A 14,466-nucleotide genomic window follows, 5' to 3' on the forward strand; every position below is an offset into this window, starting at 1 on the left:
AAGCTAAGGCTTCCGCCTGCATCAAGGACTTGGCGTCAGCCAAGTTTTTCTAAAAATAAAAGGAGGGGAGCAATTTGGAAGAACATCGGGAGGAAATGAGTCCTAGGGAACAAGCCGCATCACAACCGTCTAGTACGCCCTCTGAGACTTTGTCCCAAGGGCTAGATGAGGCTATGTTCAAACTCTTATATTTCCAGGCTCAACAGGGTGCCGACCAAAACAGTACGATGATCATGTTAGCTTTAATGAATCTGCTGGGTATTGTGAACTGCCTCAATAAAATGTTGCCAGAAAAACAAAAAGTACGGGGAACCGAGGATATGGCAACAAAGTTAGCCGATATGTTGGGGGGAGTATCTGGAACAGGGCCAGTTAACGACCAGGGGACGCCAACACCGAGCAGCCAGGGAGGAATCGACCCATCCATGATTGCAGCATTGGCCAGTATGCTAAGACCACCAAACCGTAGCTCCGAAGCACCGCCAGAGAACAAATCGGGTCTAGACCCCGCTTTGATGACCGCCCTTAGTATGATGGGTAATGCTGGTGGTGGTGGTGCCAATCCCGCAGCACTAATGGCCATGTTGGCCAACCTGCTAGGGCCTAAGCGATCGCCCGAAAACCAGCGGCACCGAGAAACTCCAGGGAAAGAAGAAAAGACCGTGGCTCCACCGGAGGAGAAAAGTAAACAAACGCGAGAAAGTTCTAAAAAGGAAGCTGCCCCAGGCCCACGCGGGATGTTAAAATGGGATTCCCGCTTTGGCTCACCAACATCGTCGTTTTAAGGAGGGTGACTCACTTTGTTCGAAAATTTGGGTGGCATGATATCCCAGGTACAAAATATGCAAGAATCCCTTAAAGAGGTAGAGGTCCAAGTGGCTGTGGCTGAAGGTGCGGTTACGGTGACTATGAATGGTGCACAAAATATGGTAGCGGTTACCATTGCCCCGGAGTTACTTCAGGGTGATCTGGAAAATTTAGAAGATGCTGTATTGGCAGGGATTAAACTAGCCCAGCAGGAGAGTAAAGCTAAAGTTCAGGAACAGGTAGCCAAAATGACAGGCATCAATGTTAATAATTTTATGAACATGTTTAACGGTTAAAGGGAGGCGAACAGAATTGCTAGGCAATATGACCAAAATATTTGGCCAATTACAGGGATTACAGCAAACTTTAAAAGATCTTGCGGTGGAAGGGAGTGCCGGTAACGGGTTAGTCAAAGTTTTTGTTAATGGCCAGCAAAATATAGTGTCAGTTCATTTTGACCCCGAGCGCATTCATTCTGTGGAACCCGCTGAGGTAGGCTCACTGGTGGTAGAGGCCTACAATCAAGCTCAGTCTGAAAGTAAAGATAAAACCAAGGAAGTCGTGAGCAAAACCACCGGTCTAAATCTTTCCAACCTTCCGGGAATATTTTAAATAATAGTTTGTGGGGAGTGGTGCAAAAGTACTTTTTTGCGCCACTTCCCTTTTTTGGCATGTCGGAAAGTATAAAACTTCCCGACACGCATAAGGGCAAACAGCCGCAACCCCTTACGACACATTAGCGCTTCATGGTGCACAGCACCTAATCTTGCGAGTGGTAACAATTACATAAATGCTATATTTTTCTTTTTAAGCGTTTTTTAATTATGTTTTCAGGAGTCATGCAAAATTTGTCTTAAAACGTTGTAACACAACGTATCCCTTTCTCATAATTTAATGTAAGAACGGTCCCGGGATATCGTTCACAGATTTAATCATAAGGAGGAATTCCGATGTCCAACGTATTAGAAGGCATTAAGGAAAAATGTTTTGGAGGCGGTGGTAATGTAGGCATTTGTTGCTGTCTGTTACTTGCTCTATTCATCATCGGTGTTGCACTCGTATTTTGTGGCATTCTGCCGGTCCACCTGCTTGGTCTGTATCTGTTCCTGGTTCTAGCCATCTTCTGCGCCTGCTTCTGCTGGTGCTAGCCACCAACAAAGTTTTGTATCCATTATGGGAAAGGGCTACACCCTTGTGTAGCCCTTTCCACCAGGATATTTGAACTGCGAGGGCAGTAAGGGGCAGTTGAGGGAAGGAGTTGATTACCGTGAGTGAAAAATCCAGCAGCCGGCTCGCTAGCAACCTCGAGCAGCTGGTCTCCAGAATGGAAAACATCCATTTCCAGAGGGGCAGTGAAATGGACCAGGTTTCCGGTGTGCTGGGGAATATGGATAAACTGGTAGATGTCCTTGCTCGAATAGAACTGCAGCGTCAGTCTGAACAGCAATTAAACGAAAAACTTGACCGCTTAAGTAAAATCATGGAGAGGGTATCTGAGGAAACTGTACCTACCAGAGATGATGATGTTGCTGTAGAGCAAACCCTGCGAAAAATCATTAAAGGGGTAAAGGTTACCGGTAAAGTGATGGATATTATTGCTGGCAGCCTAGGAGCTATGTTTGACACCATTTCTACCACCGTAAAACAACCTGATCGGCAAAATTTAACCAGATCCAACAATAAAGAAATTGATTTAGCCAGTGTTTTAGCCCCCGTTGGAGCCCTACTGCAGGGATTCCTGGGTGTTGCCTCAGAACAAAGCGATTCCAGCAGTAAGTCGAGCCAGAGCAAGACCAGTAAACCCGAAGATATAGCAGATTAATGCGGCATCGACCAGAGGGGATGAGGCTATGGTCGATAAAGAAAAAAGAGTAAGAATTATTCTTTTTAAAGATCCTTTTCAGCGTGGTGAACTGACTCGGCATCATGCTGGTTTAGTAAAATGGATGAGGGCACAAAAACCCCAAACCCTGCCAGGGATTAATGGTGTAATTTGTACCTTGCCATCAAGTATTTCCGATGAGGAGATACTTTCCACCGGTGGGGTTAAGGCGGTGGAAGAAAACTTTAAAATAAGTCTGGTTCCTTGGGCACCGGTTAAGTTTAAAAATTTATGGTCTAAGTATGAGCAAATCATACCCTGGGGTGTGCAGTATATTGGTTCACATTTGTGTTGGCAGGAAACCAAAGGTCAGGGAGTAAGAGTTGCGGTTATCGACAGTGGAATTGATGGAAACCACCCCAACCTAGGGGATAATCTTAAGGGTGGAGTAAATTTTGTTAACCCAGGTGCCTCCTTTGCGGATGATAACGGTCACGGTACTCATGTTGCCGGCATTATTGCCGCTTCGGACACGGGTACAGGTATCATTGGAGTGGCCCCGGAAGCAGAACTATTTGCTGTGAAGGTTCTGGATAAATGGGGCGAAGGTACGGTGCAGGGTGCCATTAATGCCATTGATTGGTGTCTACGAAACGGTATTCATGTGGTCAATATGAGCTTCGGTACGGATAAATACAGCCGTGCTTTGGAAGAGGCCGTTCGGGTGGCCCACAACCGTGGCTTGTTGATTGTGGCAGCTGCGGGTAATGATGGCGGCCCTGATACGGTGGATTATCCCGCTGTGTTTGACCAGACTATCAGTGTGGCTGCAGTAGATCAGCGAGGAAGGTTGGCTAGTTATAGCAGCAGTGGCCCAGAGGTAGATTTATTGGCACCAGGGAGCAATATTCTCTCTACTTACCGCTGGGGTAGCTTTGTTAGACAAAGTGGCAGTTCCATGGCCACTGCCCATATTTCTGGTGCTGTTGCCTTACTAAAGGCAAAATACCCGAAGGAAGATATTCATAGACTGCGCCGGAGACTTATTTCCGGAGCCAGGAGACCCAAATTTCTGGCTGAGAAAGGGACTGGAGCAGGAATTGCAAGGGTAGATCTTTCATTATAATCTTCCCGGGGGACATATAAAGTGAACAAGGATGGTAGATATCGACCCCGGTCGGAAGCTTGATATCCGGCGGGGGTTGATTGTTGGTGTATAATGGCCCGCTATCTGGTAAAGAATAGGACAGAACATTAGGAGGTGAAAAGTTTGACCGGGCCAAAGATCCAAGACCATCAGAATGAAACGAAAACCTTTAAGCTTGGTGGCTTGCAGGAGGATGGTCGGCACCAGAAGCAAGAAATTGAGACTTATGTCTCTCAAATTGACGGGGTAGATAGTGTATTGGTTAATCTGGAACAAGGAACAGTCACTATAGATTTTGATCCCGGGGCGATTCATCCAGATTATTTGCGAGGGACCCTCAGGTCACTGGGACACGATATACTGCCACAATAATGGAAGCAGGCCAAGGGCCTGCTTTTTCACACACCATCAGAAATATACGACATATATGCCAGCTGAATTTGGCTTCATTAGAAAATAATACTAACCTTACAGTTATTATCAGGATAGAGAAAAACGAAGGTTTACACCAAGTTTTTCTAACGGGAGGTAGCGATGGACGGAAAAATGCTAGCACTCATTATTGCCGCCACATCTGGCCTTACTATGGCTCTGCAGGGAACCCTGAATTCTGCGTTGGGTAAGGTAGTGGGATTGTGGGAGACCACCTTTATTGTTCATGCTGTGGGCACAGTGGTGGTGGGAATTTTGGTTTTTATTTGCCACCTGGGGGCCTGCGATTTGGGGAAATGGATCAGTGCCCCCTGGTATACCTACCTGGGAGGTGTCCTTAGTGTCTTAATTATTTATATGGTGGCCCGGAGTATTCCCGTCGTGGGTGTAGCCCCGGCCACCACGGCCATCATTCTGGGACAAACTCTCACTGCCGCAGCCGTTGATCATTTCGGGCTTTTTGGTGTAGAAAGAATTCCCTTTAGCTGGTACCACGTAGCAGGCACCTTCCTGATGGCCGGAGGGGCGTTTTTGTTGCTGAAAAAGTAATGTTAGCCAATAAATAGTTTTTATTTCTGCTTTGAACTTGATGAAAGTTTAAAGACAATCGAAAATAAACCCCTGCGGTTTGATAACCACAGGGGTGTTTGCTATATGCTTAGAATTATGCACCAATACTCTTGCCCGCACGCTCAGCGTCTACTTCACGGCGGCGAAGAGCCATAAAATCTTTGGTTTCGGCTACAATCACACCGGAGAGACACAGCAGACCAATTAAGTTGGGAATAGCCATGGCTCCGTTTAAGGTATCGGAGATGTTCCAAACTAGGTCTAGTTTCATGATACAGCCACAGAAAGCGACAATCACAAAAGCGGAACGGTAGTAAACAACGGCCTTGCGGCTAAAGATGTATTGAAAGCACTTTTCGCCGTAGTAAGACCAACCAAGAACGGTGGAGTAAGCAAAGAAAATAAGTCCAATACTGACAATGTATTTACCTGCTCCAGGTAAAAATGCTTCAAAAGAGGCAATGGTAAGAGCAGCACCAGAGACTTCACCGGTATACAGACCAGCCATGGCCAGCACAATACCAGTAATGGAGCAAACCACAATGGTGTCCAGGAAAGTACCCGTCATGGAGACCAATGCCTGACGTCCAGGGTGATCTGTTTTGGCAGCGGCGGCTGCAATAGGAGCAGAACCTAAACCGGCTTCGTTAGAAAATACACCGCGGGCCACACCGTAACGAATTACGGTACCCAGGGCACCGCCAGCAACTGCCTGCCCGGAGAAGGCGTCGGTAAGGATTAATTCTAAAGCAGGTCCAAGTTTATCTAGATTCATCAGAATAATGGCCAGCCCGCCTAAAACATAAAAGATGGCCATAAAGGGTACAACAAGACCAGTTACTCGACCGATGCTTTTGATACCACCTAAAATAACCGCACCGGTTAAAATGGCTAAGATGATGCCTGTAATAATAGGACTGATGCCAAAGGTACCTTCCATAGCGAGAGCCACAGAGTTGGTTTGGGTCATGTTGCCGATACCGAAGGAAGCAAAGGCACCAAAGAAAGCAAAGGCCCAAGCCAGCCATTTTAATTTGAGGCCCCGTTCAATGTAATACATGGGACCGCCGGACATTTCACCTTTTTCATCAACTACGCGATATTTTACCGCTAGGATAGCCTCACCATATTTGGTAGCCATACCAAATATGGCGGTAATCCACATCCAGAACACTGCACCGGGGCCCCCAGTAAACACGGCTGTAGCTACCCCAGCAATGTTACCGGTACCAATGGTAGCAGCCAGTGCAGTCATGAGGGCGTGGAAGTGCGAAATATCCCCTTCTGATGATTTGTCCTGCTTATTGGGGGAGAATGCCAACTTCAAGGCATAGGGCAGGGTCCTTATGGGAAGGAACCCCAGGCGTAGGGTTAAAAATACACCAGTTCCTACAAGGAAAACTAGCATATAAGGACCCCAGACAAAATCGTTGACTTTTGAGACAAGAGCAGAAAAATCCAAAATAAGTCCACCTACCTTAATAAAAATGTATTTATATGGGAGATATATATTCGACCGTTCAATTCATAATTCCTGCAAAATTCAAAAAATATTGTATTAATACAATGAACAAATGGTTAATCAGGAGAGACAAAAAGCCCTTGGCCATTAGCTCTGAGCTTCTCGTGCTAATGGTCAAGGGCCACTTGATGTAGTCAACACTCGCTGAATAAACTAGCTGGGTATATAAATGCTTTGCCCTACCTCTAAAACATCAGGATTTGTTAAATTGTTAACGGCCAGTAGAGTATCCAGGGAAACATTATACCTACTGGCGATTTTCCAAAGAGTGTCTCCGGGAACTACGATATGCACGCGATGATCCAGGGGAGGACCACTGCCTGGATTGGTATAGGAGGAAGTACCGGTGGTGTTATAGCCCGGAATGGATAAGACCCGTACCGGAGTGCCCAACGGTACTTGGGGAAATAACTCTTCAACGTTATAGTTTTGCATCCGAATACAGCCCAGAGAAACCCGGTTGCCGATGGAAGCGGGGTTGTTTGTGCCATGAATACCATAGTTACCGCCGGGAATATTTAGGCCCATCCAGCGAGATCCCAAGACACCACCCGGATTCATAAGTTTATTAATAACCTGGTAATCTCCTGCCGGGGTGGGAGTAGCTGCTTTACCCACTGCCACAGGATAGGTTTTGCTTAATTCCCCTCCGAGGTACACTCGTAACTGACGACTTCCGGGGTCGATATGCAGTTCCAGGCCTGCTCGGTACATAGTTAGATTGACCATGTTTTCCCTCCTCTTAGTAGTCTGTTTCTACATACTATGAGTTGGCTTACGCAAAGGGAAACCTTTTAAAAGCAGTATTTTTTATCCTTAGAAAGCAAATAATACTACTATTTAGTTTAACCATTAGCAAAAAGAAGGTTTTTCCAACGGACATAGGGAAATACCGTTCAATGAGCGCTTGCGCGAATTGTGCACCAAAATGCGGGCGCTTTAGCGCCTACATTGCGCATTTTGTGTGCATCGCGCCGCGAGCGTTTTTCTCAAACGCCCTTAAGGGCGTTTGAGAAATTAGGGTTAAAGGAGGAGTTTACATGGGGCTAACCATCAAAGCCCATGGTAAAATAAACTTGACCCTGGATGTCTTATCCCGGCGTCCGGATGGCTATCATGACGTAGAAATGATTATGCAGAGTATAGCGCTGCATGATACATTACGAATAGAAGACCAAGAAGAAGAGATTATGCTTACAGCAGCGGGGCAGCCGGTTAGCATTGATGAGGATAACCTTATTATCAAGGCGGCTCGCCTGTTGCAGCAGCAAACTGGTACACAGCGTGGGGCAAAGATACATTTGCAGAAAGAAATTCCAGTGGCTGCCGGTTTAGCCGGTGGGTCCACCGATGCAGCGGCCACCCTTAGGGGATTGAATGAACTGTGGCAATTGGGTCTAAGTCGGAAGCAACTTATGGAGTTGGGGGTTAGGTTAGGCGCAGATGTTCCCTTTTGTCTGCTGGGAGGCACGGCGATCGCCCGAGGAATTGGCGAGGAGCTTACACCACTCCCTGCGGCACCTAACTTTGGCGTAGTACTGGTAAAGCCAGCCTTTGGGGTGAGTACTGCAGCGGTTTATCGGGGACTAAATGTAGCCAGTCTGAGGCAGCATCCCAGGACTAATTCTATGGTGGATGCCCTAAGGTTCGGTCAATTATCTGCCGTGGCAGATGAATTAGGCAATGTGTTAGAAAGCGTGACCCTGGGTTTGTACCCGGAATTACAGGAGATTAAAGAAACACTTACAGAGGTAGGCTGCCAGGGTGTGCTCATGTCGGGTAGTGGGCCGACGATCTTTGGCTTAACAGAGGATGCCGCAGCAGCGATAAAGCTGGCCCGGCAGCTAGCACTTCCTAACTGTAAGGTGGTAGCCACGGCTATGGTGTAAAAAATTAAGATAGAGAAATAAGCATAGAAAGCAATTAGGGGGCGGAGAGATGACAGAACCAAGATTAGTTCCTATCCAACTGGATGCGTATAAGCCGTTACGAGAGATTGTTTTTGAAACATTAAGAGAGGCGATTCTTTCGGGTAAGCTGGAGCCCGGGGAACGCTTAATGGAAATTCAGTTGGCCGAAGAAATGGGCGTTAGCCGTACACCCGTGAGGGAAGCTATTCGGAAACTGGAGTTAGAAGGCTTTGTGGTCATGATTCCCCGCAAAGGAGCCTATGTGGCAGGAATATCCCAAAAGGATGTCACCGATGTTTTTGAAGTACGGGCAGCCTTGGAGGCCCTGGCCGCGGGGTTGGCTGCGGAACGTGCCACGGATGAAGAGATAGAAAAACTGGACAGATCTCTGCTGGCTTATTCTGAGCAAACGAATAAACAGGATATTGATGGGATTGTTGAGTCGGATACTGGGTTCCACGAGTTACTGTATAAATGTAGTCGAAACGAGCGGTTGCAATCAATGATTACCCTTTTACGAGAGATTATTCAACGGGTAAGAACCGTGTCTCTTTCCCAGCCGGGCAGAAGCAAGGATGCCGTAGAAGAACACAGACAGATTGTGGATGCCATTGCCGAACGAAATGTGGAATTGGCCCAACATCTAGCCCGTGAACATATCTACAATGCAGAAAATAGTATGCTGAATTCCCTTAAGGGGGCATCAATTAAGCATGATTGATGCGCTGGTTTTGGCCGGCAGTCCCAATACGGGAGCATTACAAGAAGTAAGTGCAGAACCTTACGAGGCCCTTATTAGAATTGGCCCATCTCCCATGTTTCTCTATGTCATCGATGCCCTGCAAAATAGCGGACGGGTGAAGCAAATAACGGTTGTGGGGCCGCCGGAACTAAAAAAATACCTGACATCGGAGATTAGCTGGGTGGCTTCGGGCCATACTTTGATGGAAAATCTGCAGCGAGGTAGCTTGCAGATGGAAGACCGTTTTTTGGTAGCAACGGCGGATATTCCGCTGCTAACTCCTGGGGCAGTGAATGGTTTTTTAGAGCTGTGTGGAAATAATGGTGCCGATTTATATTTCCCGCTGATATCCCGGGCTGCGGTGGAGAAAGCATTCCCCGGAGCCCGACGTACCTACGTACAGTTTAAGGAAGGAACCTATACCGGAGGCAATTTGTTTTTAGTGAACCCTGCGGTGGTGGAGCAGTGCCTATCAATGGGTCAGGAATTAGTTACCCTACGTAAAAACCCCCTTGCTCTGGCCCGTCGGGTAGGTTTAATTCCGCTGGTGAAACTTCTGCTGAAGGCTCTTACACTATCGGAAGCTGAAGATCGGGCATCGCGACTATTGGGGATTCAGGGACAGGTAGTGCGTTGCCCTTACCCTGAAGTGGGCATGGATGTGGATAAGCCGATTGATTTAGCAGTGGCTGCTCGCTCCTTAGGGTTTTATAGTGAAACACGAAGGACTTCCTGTAGTTTGAAAAGTGAGACGTAAGTAAATGTTGGTTAATTTTACGATGTAAACGCAAAGGGGCATCTTCATGGCAAAAGGGATTATTACACTGGAAGATATTTTTGAGGCCAGGAAGCGGCTTGTGGGGGTTATCCGGCGCACGCCACTGGAGCCTTCGGAGATATTCAGCCAAATGACTGGCGCACAGATATTTTTTAAGATGGAGAATTTGCAAAAAACAGGATCTTTCAAGTTACGGGGAGCCTATAATAAAATTGCCTCCCTGGATCAAGAGACTCAGAAAAGTGTAGTGGCAGCTTCTGCTGGGAATCATGCCCAGGGAGTGGCCTTAGCTGCCAGTGAGGCAGGTATTGCTGCCACCATTGTCATGCCCGAAGGTGCGCCCATTACTAAAATCGAAAGAACCAAAATCTACGGGGCCAAAGTAGTTCTGGCTGGCCAAGGGTATGATGATGCCTTTTGCCGGGCTCAGGAGATCCAACAGCAGACCGGTGCCGTTTATGTTCATGCCTTTGATGACCCGTTTGTGATTGCCGGGCAAGGAACCATAGGGCTGGAACTGCTGGAAGATTTACCGGATTTGGACGCAGTGATTGTGCCCATTGGGGGTGGGGGGTTAATTTCTGGAGTAGCCTGTGCCATCAAAGAACAGCGACCAGAGGTGCAAATCATTGGGGTAGAGGCTTTGGATGCACCCTGTATGAAAGAAGCCTGCCGTTTAGGAAAAGTTCACGAGCTGGCTTCGGCGCAAACCATTGCCGATGGCATTGCGGTTCGCCGTCCGGGAGATATCACCTTTGAAATGGTACAGACCTATGTAGATCAAATTGTCACGGTGGATGATGAAGAAATTGCCGGGGCCATCCTAATGCTTTTGGAGAATAGCAAACTGGTGGCAGAAGGTGCTGGAGCTGTTGGGATAGCTGCTTTGTTGCATAAGAAGTGTGATCTCCAGGGGAAGAAGGTAGCGGTTGTTATTAGTGGCGGCAATATTGATGTGAATGTGATTTCTATCATTATCGAAAGAGGGCTGGTAAAGGCCGGCCGATATGTAAGATTGCGAACCATTGTTTCTGATAAACCGGGTTCCCTACAAAGGCTTCTTTCCGCCTTGGCTAACTCAGGAGCCAACATTATATCCATTGTACACGACCGCATTAAGCCCAATATCCCCCTAAAACAAGCAGAAGTAGAAATAGCTTTGGAAACCCGCAACAGTCAACACATAGCAGAAATTGTCGAAACATTACAGGGAATGGGATATGTAATTGATATTTTGAAATAAATCTATAAAAATTAAAAGAATGTTTTGAAATAAGCAGGATTTTCCTTTCCGCTGCAGAATTAACTAGGCCAACAGACGTTATGTAGCGGAAGGTGGTGAAAAATATTGCATGTAACAGACGTACGGGTACGGAAGGTGCTGATGGAAGGTAAAATGAAGGCCATCGTATCAGTCACTTTGGATGATGCGTTCGTTATTCACGATGTCAAAGTTGTAGAGGGACAAAACGGACTATTCGTCGCCATGCCCAGCAGAAAAACTCCGGACGGTGAATTCCGAGATATTGCTCACCCCATCAATTCCTTGGCCAGAGAAGTTATCCAGAATGCCGTACTCCAAGCCTATGCGGAAGCCATCTAAAATCCCAATACAGAAAACAGGGAGCGGAATGCTCCCTTTTGTTTTTTCTAAATATTCTATGTATTACTGGGTTTTGTCATGATTTAAAGGAAATTATGCTTTCTTGTGGAAAAAGTACCTTTAGGGAGAAAGACTTTACTTTATTAGGGATATCATATACTTAGAAAATGAAAGGGGGGCACCGGATGGAACTTGCTGCGGTGATTTTGGCAGCGGGCAAAGGGACCCGTATGAAGTCCGCTTTGCCTAAGGTTTTACACCAGGTTTGTGGTCAGCCTATGTTGGGCCATGTCATAAGTGCCGTAATCAAGGCAGGTGCAACCGAAACTGTGGTGGTAGCGGGCTTTGAAGCCCAACAAGTCACCGATTTTGTGGGAAACAGAGCTACTGTAGTCTTGCAGGAGGAGCAGTTGGGAACTGCTCATGCTTTATTGCAGGCCGAAAACAAATTAAATAATTTTTCCGGCGATTTGCTGGTGGTTTGCGGGGATACGCCTCTTTTGAGGGGTCAGACGTTGGCGGATTTAGCCCTTTTCCACAGAAAATCCGGCGCGGCAGCGACCTTACTGACAGCAGAGATGGAAAACCCAACCGGTTATGGCAGGGTGATCCGCAATCAAGGTGGCAGTGTTGACCGTATTGTGGAGCAAAAGGATGCTACCCCCGAGGAACTAGCAGTAAAAGAAATTAACACCGGAGTCTATTGCTTTAAAGTCTCAGGATTGTTTACGGCATTAAAAGAAATATCCCCTGCCAATGCTCAGGGAGAGTATTACCTGACGGATATTATCCAAATTCTTAATCAGAGGGGCCTGATCGTTCAGGCAGTCACTCTCAAGGATGCTCGGGAAGTGCAGGGTATTAATGATCGTAGCCAATTGGCAGAGGCCGCGGAGGTGCTGCGAGGACGAGTAGCCGAGGTGTTAATGGCGCAAGGTGTTACCATCATGGACCCGGCCAATACCTATGTGGATGAGGGGGTTCGGGTAGGCCAAGACAGTATTATTTTACCCTTTACCTTCCTAGAGGGAGAAACAGAGATTGGTAGTCAATGCGTCATCGGTCCAGGTTGCAAAATAAAAAACAGTACCATTGGGGATAGTACAGAAATCCAATACTCAGTGGTATTGGAAAGTCGTATTGGCAACCACACAACGGTTGGACCCTATGCCTATATCCGTCCCGGTACGATGGTGGGAGATCATGCCAAGGTAGGAGATTTTGTTGAAATTAAAAAATCCGTCATCGGTAACGGCAGTAAAATTCCTCACCTGAGTTATGTGGGAGATGCCACCATTGGGGAAGGAGTCAATGTTGGAGCGGGAACCATTACCTGCAACTATGACGGAAAAAATAAATACCAAACCACCTTGGAGAACGGAGCTTTTATTGGCAGCAATACCAATTTAGTAGCTCCGGTCAAAGTGGGAGAGGGTGCAGTTATTGCGGCTGGTTCCACCATTACCAAAGATGTACCCGCCGGTGCCCTGGGAGTAGCGAGAGAAAGACAGACTAATTTAGCGAATTGGGCCAAGAAGAAGGGGTAAAGAAAGCCATTGGCCATTAGCCTTTTGCTTAAAGACGAAATCTAAAAGCCAAAGGCCAATAGCCAAGGGCCGACCTAAAAGGAATACCTAAAAATAGTTTGGAGGTTGTTTCATGTCTTCCGGTAGTAAACGTTTGAAAATCTTTGCAGGGAATGCCAACCCGGAATTGGCTCAAGAAATCTGCCAATACCTTGGTGTGAATATAGGTTCTTCCCAAATTATGCGTTTTAGTGACGGGGAAATTCGGGCCAAGGTGGATGAAAGTGTACGGGGTGCAGATGCCTTTATCATTCAACCCACCTCCACACCGGTAAATGAGCATTTAATGGAACTCTTAATCATGGCTGATGCACTGCGTCGGGCCTCTGCCCGTCGTATCACTGCTGTTATTCCTTATTATGGATATGCCCGGCAGGATCGTAAAACCAGGGCTAGAGATCCCATTACAGCCAAACTGGTAGCCAATATTTTAGTAGCCAGCGGTTGCCGCCGTATGATTACTATGGACTTACACGCGGGACAGATCCAGGGCTTTTTTGATATACCTGTTGACCACCTACCTGGTGGCCCCATTTTAGCAGAGTATTTCCACCAAACCTTAAAGGACGACGTAGTGGTGGTATCACCGGACATTGGTGGGGTAACCCGGGCCCGGGATTTGGCCGAACGCATCGGTGCACCGTTAGCCATTATTGATAAACGCCGTCCCGAGCCTAACGTGGCCGAGGTGACCAACGTTATTGGGGGTATTAAGGGTAAAACGGTCATTATGATTGATGACATTATTGATACTGCGGGGACCATTACCAAAGGGGCTGCCGCTCTGGCAGAACGGGGCGCCAAGGAGATTTACGTCTGCTGCACCCATGCCGTACTCTCGGGGCCTGCTATTCAACGTTTGGAAGAATCCGTGATTAAAGAAGTGGTGGTTACCAACACCATTCCCCTACCACCAGAGAAAATGATCGATAAAATTAAAGTGTTATCTGTAGCACCTTTAATGGGTGAGGCTATTATTCGTATTCATGAAGATTTGTCTGTGAGTAAATTATTCTCCTAGTAATAAACCTACAAGGGGCGTGGCGCAAAACTACTTTTTTGCGTCACGCCCCTACGACGTATCATCAACGTATGGTGCAATAACCCGGGTTATTTACCAGTAGGAACACCAATTGTGATAAAAGTCTACGTTCATTTCACCCTCTGGTTCCTCCGGGGAATAAGACGAACTGTTTACACCGGTTTCCAGCATATCCGGTCGGGCCTCTTCTTGAAAGCTCATGTCATCACCTCCTTCTTGATCAATAGGGTTTAACAAATGTAGATAGGCTATTCGTTTTTATTCAGATGGCGAAAAATTCAAGTTGACAGTCGGCCAATTGCTTGCTAAACTTACATTAATTTCAAGCAACTACAATACAATTTAAAAAGTGCTCTTATCCTGAGAGGTGGAGGGACTGGCCCGATGAAACCCAGCAACCATCCGGTAATGCCGGACTGGTGCTAATTCCTGCAGAAGATAAGCTTCTGACAGATAAGAGGTGTTACGCGACATTTATAATGTCCCCTAACCTCTTCTGCCGAGA

The 14,466-nt window shown here is 46.9% G+C and carries 17 protein-coding genes, 1 pseudogene and 1 riboswitch; of the genes and pseudogenes, 15 read left to right on the forward strand and 3 right to left on the reverse strand.

All coding sequences use genetic code 11. The features are described 5' to 3' along the window. The first annotated feature begins 74 nt into the window (after nt 1-74). The 8 genes and pseudogenes from BUA78_RS07500 to BUA78_RS07535 all read left to right on the forward strand — a co-directional run bounded on the left by BUA78_RS07500 (nt 75) and on the right by BUA78_RS07535 (nt 4,757). Nucleotides 75-785, forward strand: a complete 711-nt coding sequence (locus BUA78_RS07500) for a hypothetical protein (protein ID WP_084082344.1) — start codon at nt 75-77, stop codon at nt 783-785. A gap of 15 nt (nt 786-800) precedes the next feature. Beyond that, a complete protein-coding gene (locus BUA78_RS07505) occupies nt 801-1,103 on the forward strand; it encodes a YbaB/EbfC family nucleoid-associated protein (RefSeq protein ID WP_072912692.1) in 303 nt (100 codons plus the stop codon). Between the two features lie 13 nt (nt 1,104-1,116). After that, nucleotides 1,117-1,419: pseudogene (locus BUA78_RS07510) on the forward strand (YbaB/EbfC family nucleoid-associated protein); the annotation flags it as partial. A 338-nt stretch (nt 1,420-1,757) separates the two neighbouring features. Beyond that, nucleotides 1,758-1,955: a hypothetical protein gene (locus BUA78_RS07515; protein WP_072912698.1), complete on the forward strand. Its 198-nt coding sequence runs from the start codon at nt 1,758-1,760 to the stop codon at nt 1,953-1,955. A gap of 119 nt (nt 1,956-2,074) precedes the next feature. Continuing rightward, the gene (locus tag BUA78_RS07520) at nt 2,075-2,629 is read left to right on the forward strand and encodes a hypothetical protein (protein ID WP_072912701.1); all 555 of its coding nucleotides are present in this window, start codon (nt 2,075-2,077) and stop codon (nt 2,627-2,629) included. Nucleotides 2,630-2,657: 28 nt separating this feature from the next. Further along, entirely contained in the window at nt 2,658-3,755 is a 1,098-nt protein-coding gene (locus tag BUA78_RS07525) for a S8 family peptidase (RefSeq protein ID WP_072912704.1), read from the forward strand. A gap of 144 nt (nt 3,756-3,899) precedes the next feature. Beyond that, nucleotides 3,900-4,148 (forward strand): heavy-metal-associated domain-containing protein, encoded by a 249-nt coding sequence (locus tag BUA78_RS07530; protein WP_072912707.1) that lies wholly within the window; start codon nt 3,900-3,902, stop codon nt 4,146-4,148. A 162-nt stretch (nt 4,149-4,310) separates the two neighbouring features. Continuing rightward, entirely contained in the window at nt 4,311-4,757 is a 447-nt protein-coding gene (locus BUA78_RS07535) for a DMT family transporter (protein ID WP_072912710.1), read from the forward strand. Nucleotides 4,758-4,872: 115 nt separating this feature from the next. Here the strand turns inward: BUA78_RS07535 and BUA78_RS07540 are convergent, their stop codons facing one another. Then, a complete protein-coding gene (locus BUA78_RS07540) occupies nt 4,873-6,186 on the reverse strand; it encodes an alanine/glycine:cation symporter family protein (protein ID WP_238456756.1) in 1,314 nt (437 codons plus the stop codon). 267 nt (nt 6,187-6,453) lie between these two features. Then, nucleotides 6,454-7,029, reverse strand: coding sequence for a L,D-transpeptidase family protein (locus BUA78_RS07545; protein WP_072912716.1), 576 nt, complete (start codon nt 7,027-7,029; stop codon nt 6,454-6,456). A gap of 311 nt (nt 7,030-7,340) precedes the next feature. On the opposite strand from BUA78_RS07545, the gene ispE reads away from it, so the two are divergent. From ispE to BUA78_RS07580, 7 genes are all read left to right on the forward strand, one after another. Next, nucleotides 7,341-8,189 (forward strand): 4-(cytidine 5'-diphospho)-2-C-methyl-D-erythritol kinase, encoded by an 849-nt coding sequence (gene ispE, locus BUA78_RS07550; RefSeq protein WP_072912719.1) that lies wholly within the window; start codon nt 7,341-7,343, stop codon nt 8,187-8,189. Between the two features lie 49 nt (nt 8,190-8,238). After that, nucleotides 8,239-8,931 carry a GntR family transcriptional regulator gene (locus BUA78_RS07555; protein ID WP_072912722.1) on the forward strand — a complete coding sequence of 231 codons (693 nt, stop codon included), beginning with the start codon at nt 8,239-8,241 and terminating at the stop codon, nt 8,929-8,931. Then, on the forward strand, nt 8,924-9,709 hold the full coding sequence (locus tag BUA78_RS07560; RefSeq protein ID WP_072912725.1) for an NTP transferase domain-containing protein: 786 nt from the start codon (nt 8,924-8,926) through the stop codon (nt 9,707-9,709). Before BUA78_RS07555 ends, BUA78_RS07560 begins: the two co-directional genes overlap by 8 nt. Before the next feature lie 46 nt (nt 9,710-9,755). Continuing rightward, a complete protein-coding gene (gene ilvA / locus BUA78_RS07565) occupies nt 9,756-10,973 on the forward strand; it encodes a threonine ammonia-lyase (RefSeq protein ID WP_072912728.1) in 1,218 nt (405 codons plus the stop codon). 105 nt (nt 10,974-11,078) lie between these two features. After that, the gene (spoVG, locus tag BUA78_RS07570; RefSeq protein WP_072912731.1) at nt 11,079-11,333 is read left to right on the forward strand and encodes a septation regulator SpoVG; all 255 of its coding nucleotides are present in this window, start codon (nt 11,079-11,081) and stop codon (nt 11,331-11,333) included. A gap of 185 nt (nt 11,334-11,518) precedes the next feature. Further along, the gene (gene glmU, locus BUA78_RS07575) at nt 11,519-12,880 is read left to right on the forward strand and encodes a bifunctional UDP-N-acetylglucosamine diphosphorylase/glucosamine-1-phosphate N-acetyltransferase GlmU (protein ID WP_072912734.1); all 1,362 of its coding nucleotides are present in this window, start codon (nt 11,519-11,521) and stop codon (nt 12,878-12,880) included. Nucleotides 12,881-12,992: 112 nt separating this feature from the next. After that, nucleotides 12,993-13,940, forward strand: coding sequence for a ribose-phosphate diphosphokinase (locus BUA78_RS07580; RefSeq protein WP_072912737.1), 948 nt, complete (start codon nt 12,993-12,995; stop codon nt 13,938-13,940). Nucleotides 13,941-14,033: 93 nt separating this feature from the next. Here BUA78_RS07580 and BUA78_RS20830 read toward each other — a convergent pair whose 3' ends face one another. Continuing rightward, nucleotides 14,034-14,162, reverse strand: coding sequence for a hypothetical protein (locus BUA78_RS20830; RefSeq protein ID WP_274377380.1), 129 nt, complete (start codon nt 14,160-14,162; stop codon nt 14,034-14,036). Nucleotides 14,163-14,313: 151 nt separating this feature from the next. After that, nucleotides 14,314-14,421, forward strand: a riboswitch (SAM riboswitch). The last annotated feature ends 45 nt before the right edge of the window (nt 14,422-14,466 follow it).

The sequence above is a fragment of the Desulforamulus aeronauticus DSM 10349 genome (assembly GCF_900142375.1).
Taxonomy (GTDB): Bacteria; Bacillota; Desulfotomaculia; order Desulfotomaculales; family Desulfotomaculaceae; genus Desulfotomaculum; species Desulfotomaculum aeronauticum.

Excerpts from the sequence above, each read along its gene's own strand:
- BUA78_RS20830 (WP_274377380.1), bottom strand. The coding sequence starts at position 14,162 with ATGAGCTTTCAAGAAGAGGCCCGACCGGATATGCTGGAAACCGGTGTA.
- BUA78_RS07525 (WP_072912704.1), top strand. The coding sequence starts at position 2,658 with ATGGTCGATAAAGAAAAAAGAGTAAGAATTATTCTTTTTAAAGATCCT.
- ispE (WP_072912719.1), top strand. The coding sequence starts at position 7,341 with ATGGGGCTAACCATCAAAGCCCATGGTAAAATAAACTTGACCCTGGAT.
- BUA78_RS07535 (WP_072912710.1), top strand. The coding sequence starts at position 4,311 with ATGGACGGAAAAATGCTAGCACTCATTATTGCCGCCACATCTGGCCTT.
- BUA78_RS07580 (WP_072912737.1), top strand. The coding sequence starts at position 12,993 with ATGTCTTCCGGTAGTAAACGTTTGAAAATCTTTGCAGGGAATGCCAAC.
- BUA78_RS07540 (WP_238456756.1), bottom strand. The coding sequence starts at position 6,186 with ATGCTAGTTTTCCTTGTAGGAACTGGTGTATTTTTAACCCTACGCCTG.
- glmU (WP_072912734.1), top strand. The coding sequence starts at position 11,519 with ATGGAACTTGCTGCGGTGATTTTGGCAGCGGGCAAAGGGACCCGTATG.
- BUA78_RS07560 (WP_072912725.1), top strand. The coding sequence starts at position 8,924 with ATGATTGATGCGCTGGTTTTGGCCGGCAGTCCCAATACGGGAGCATTA.
- BUA78_RS07515 (WP_072912698.1), top strand. The coding sequence starts at position 1,758 with ATGTCCAACGTATTAGAAGGCATTAAGGAAAAATGTTTTGGAGGCGGT.
- ilvA (WP_072912728.1), top strand. The coding sequence starts at position 9,756 with ATGGCAAAAGGGATTATTACACTGGAAGATATTTTTGAGGCCAGGAAG.
- BUA78_RS07545 (WP_072912716.1), bottom strand. The coding sequence starts at position 7,029 with ATGGTCAATCTAACTATGTACCGAGCAGGCCTGGAACTGCATATCGAC.
- BUA78_RS07555 (WP_072912722.1), top strand. The coding sequence starts at position 8,239 with ATGACAGAACCAAGATTAGTTCCTATCCAACTGGATGCGTATAAGCCG.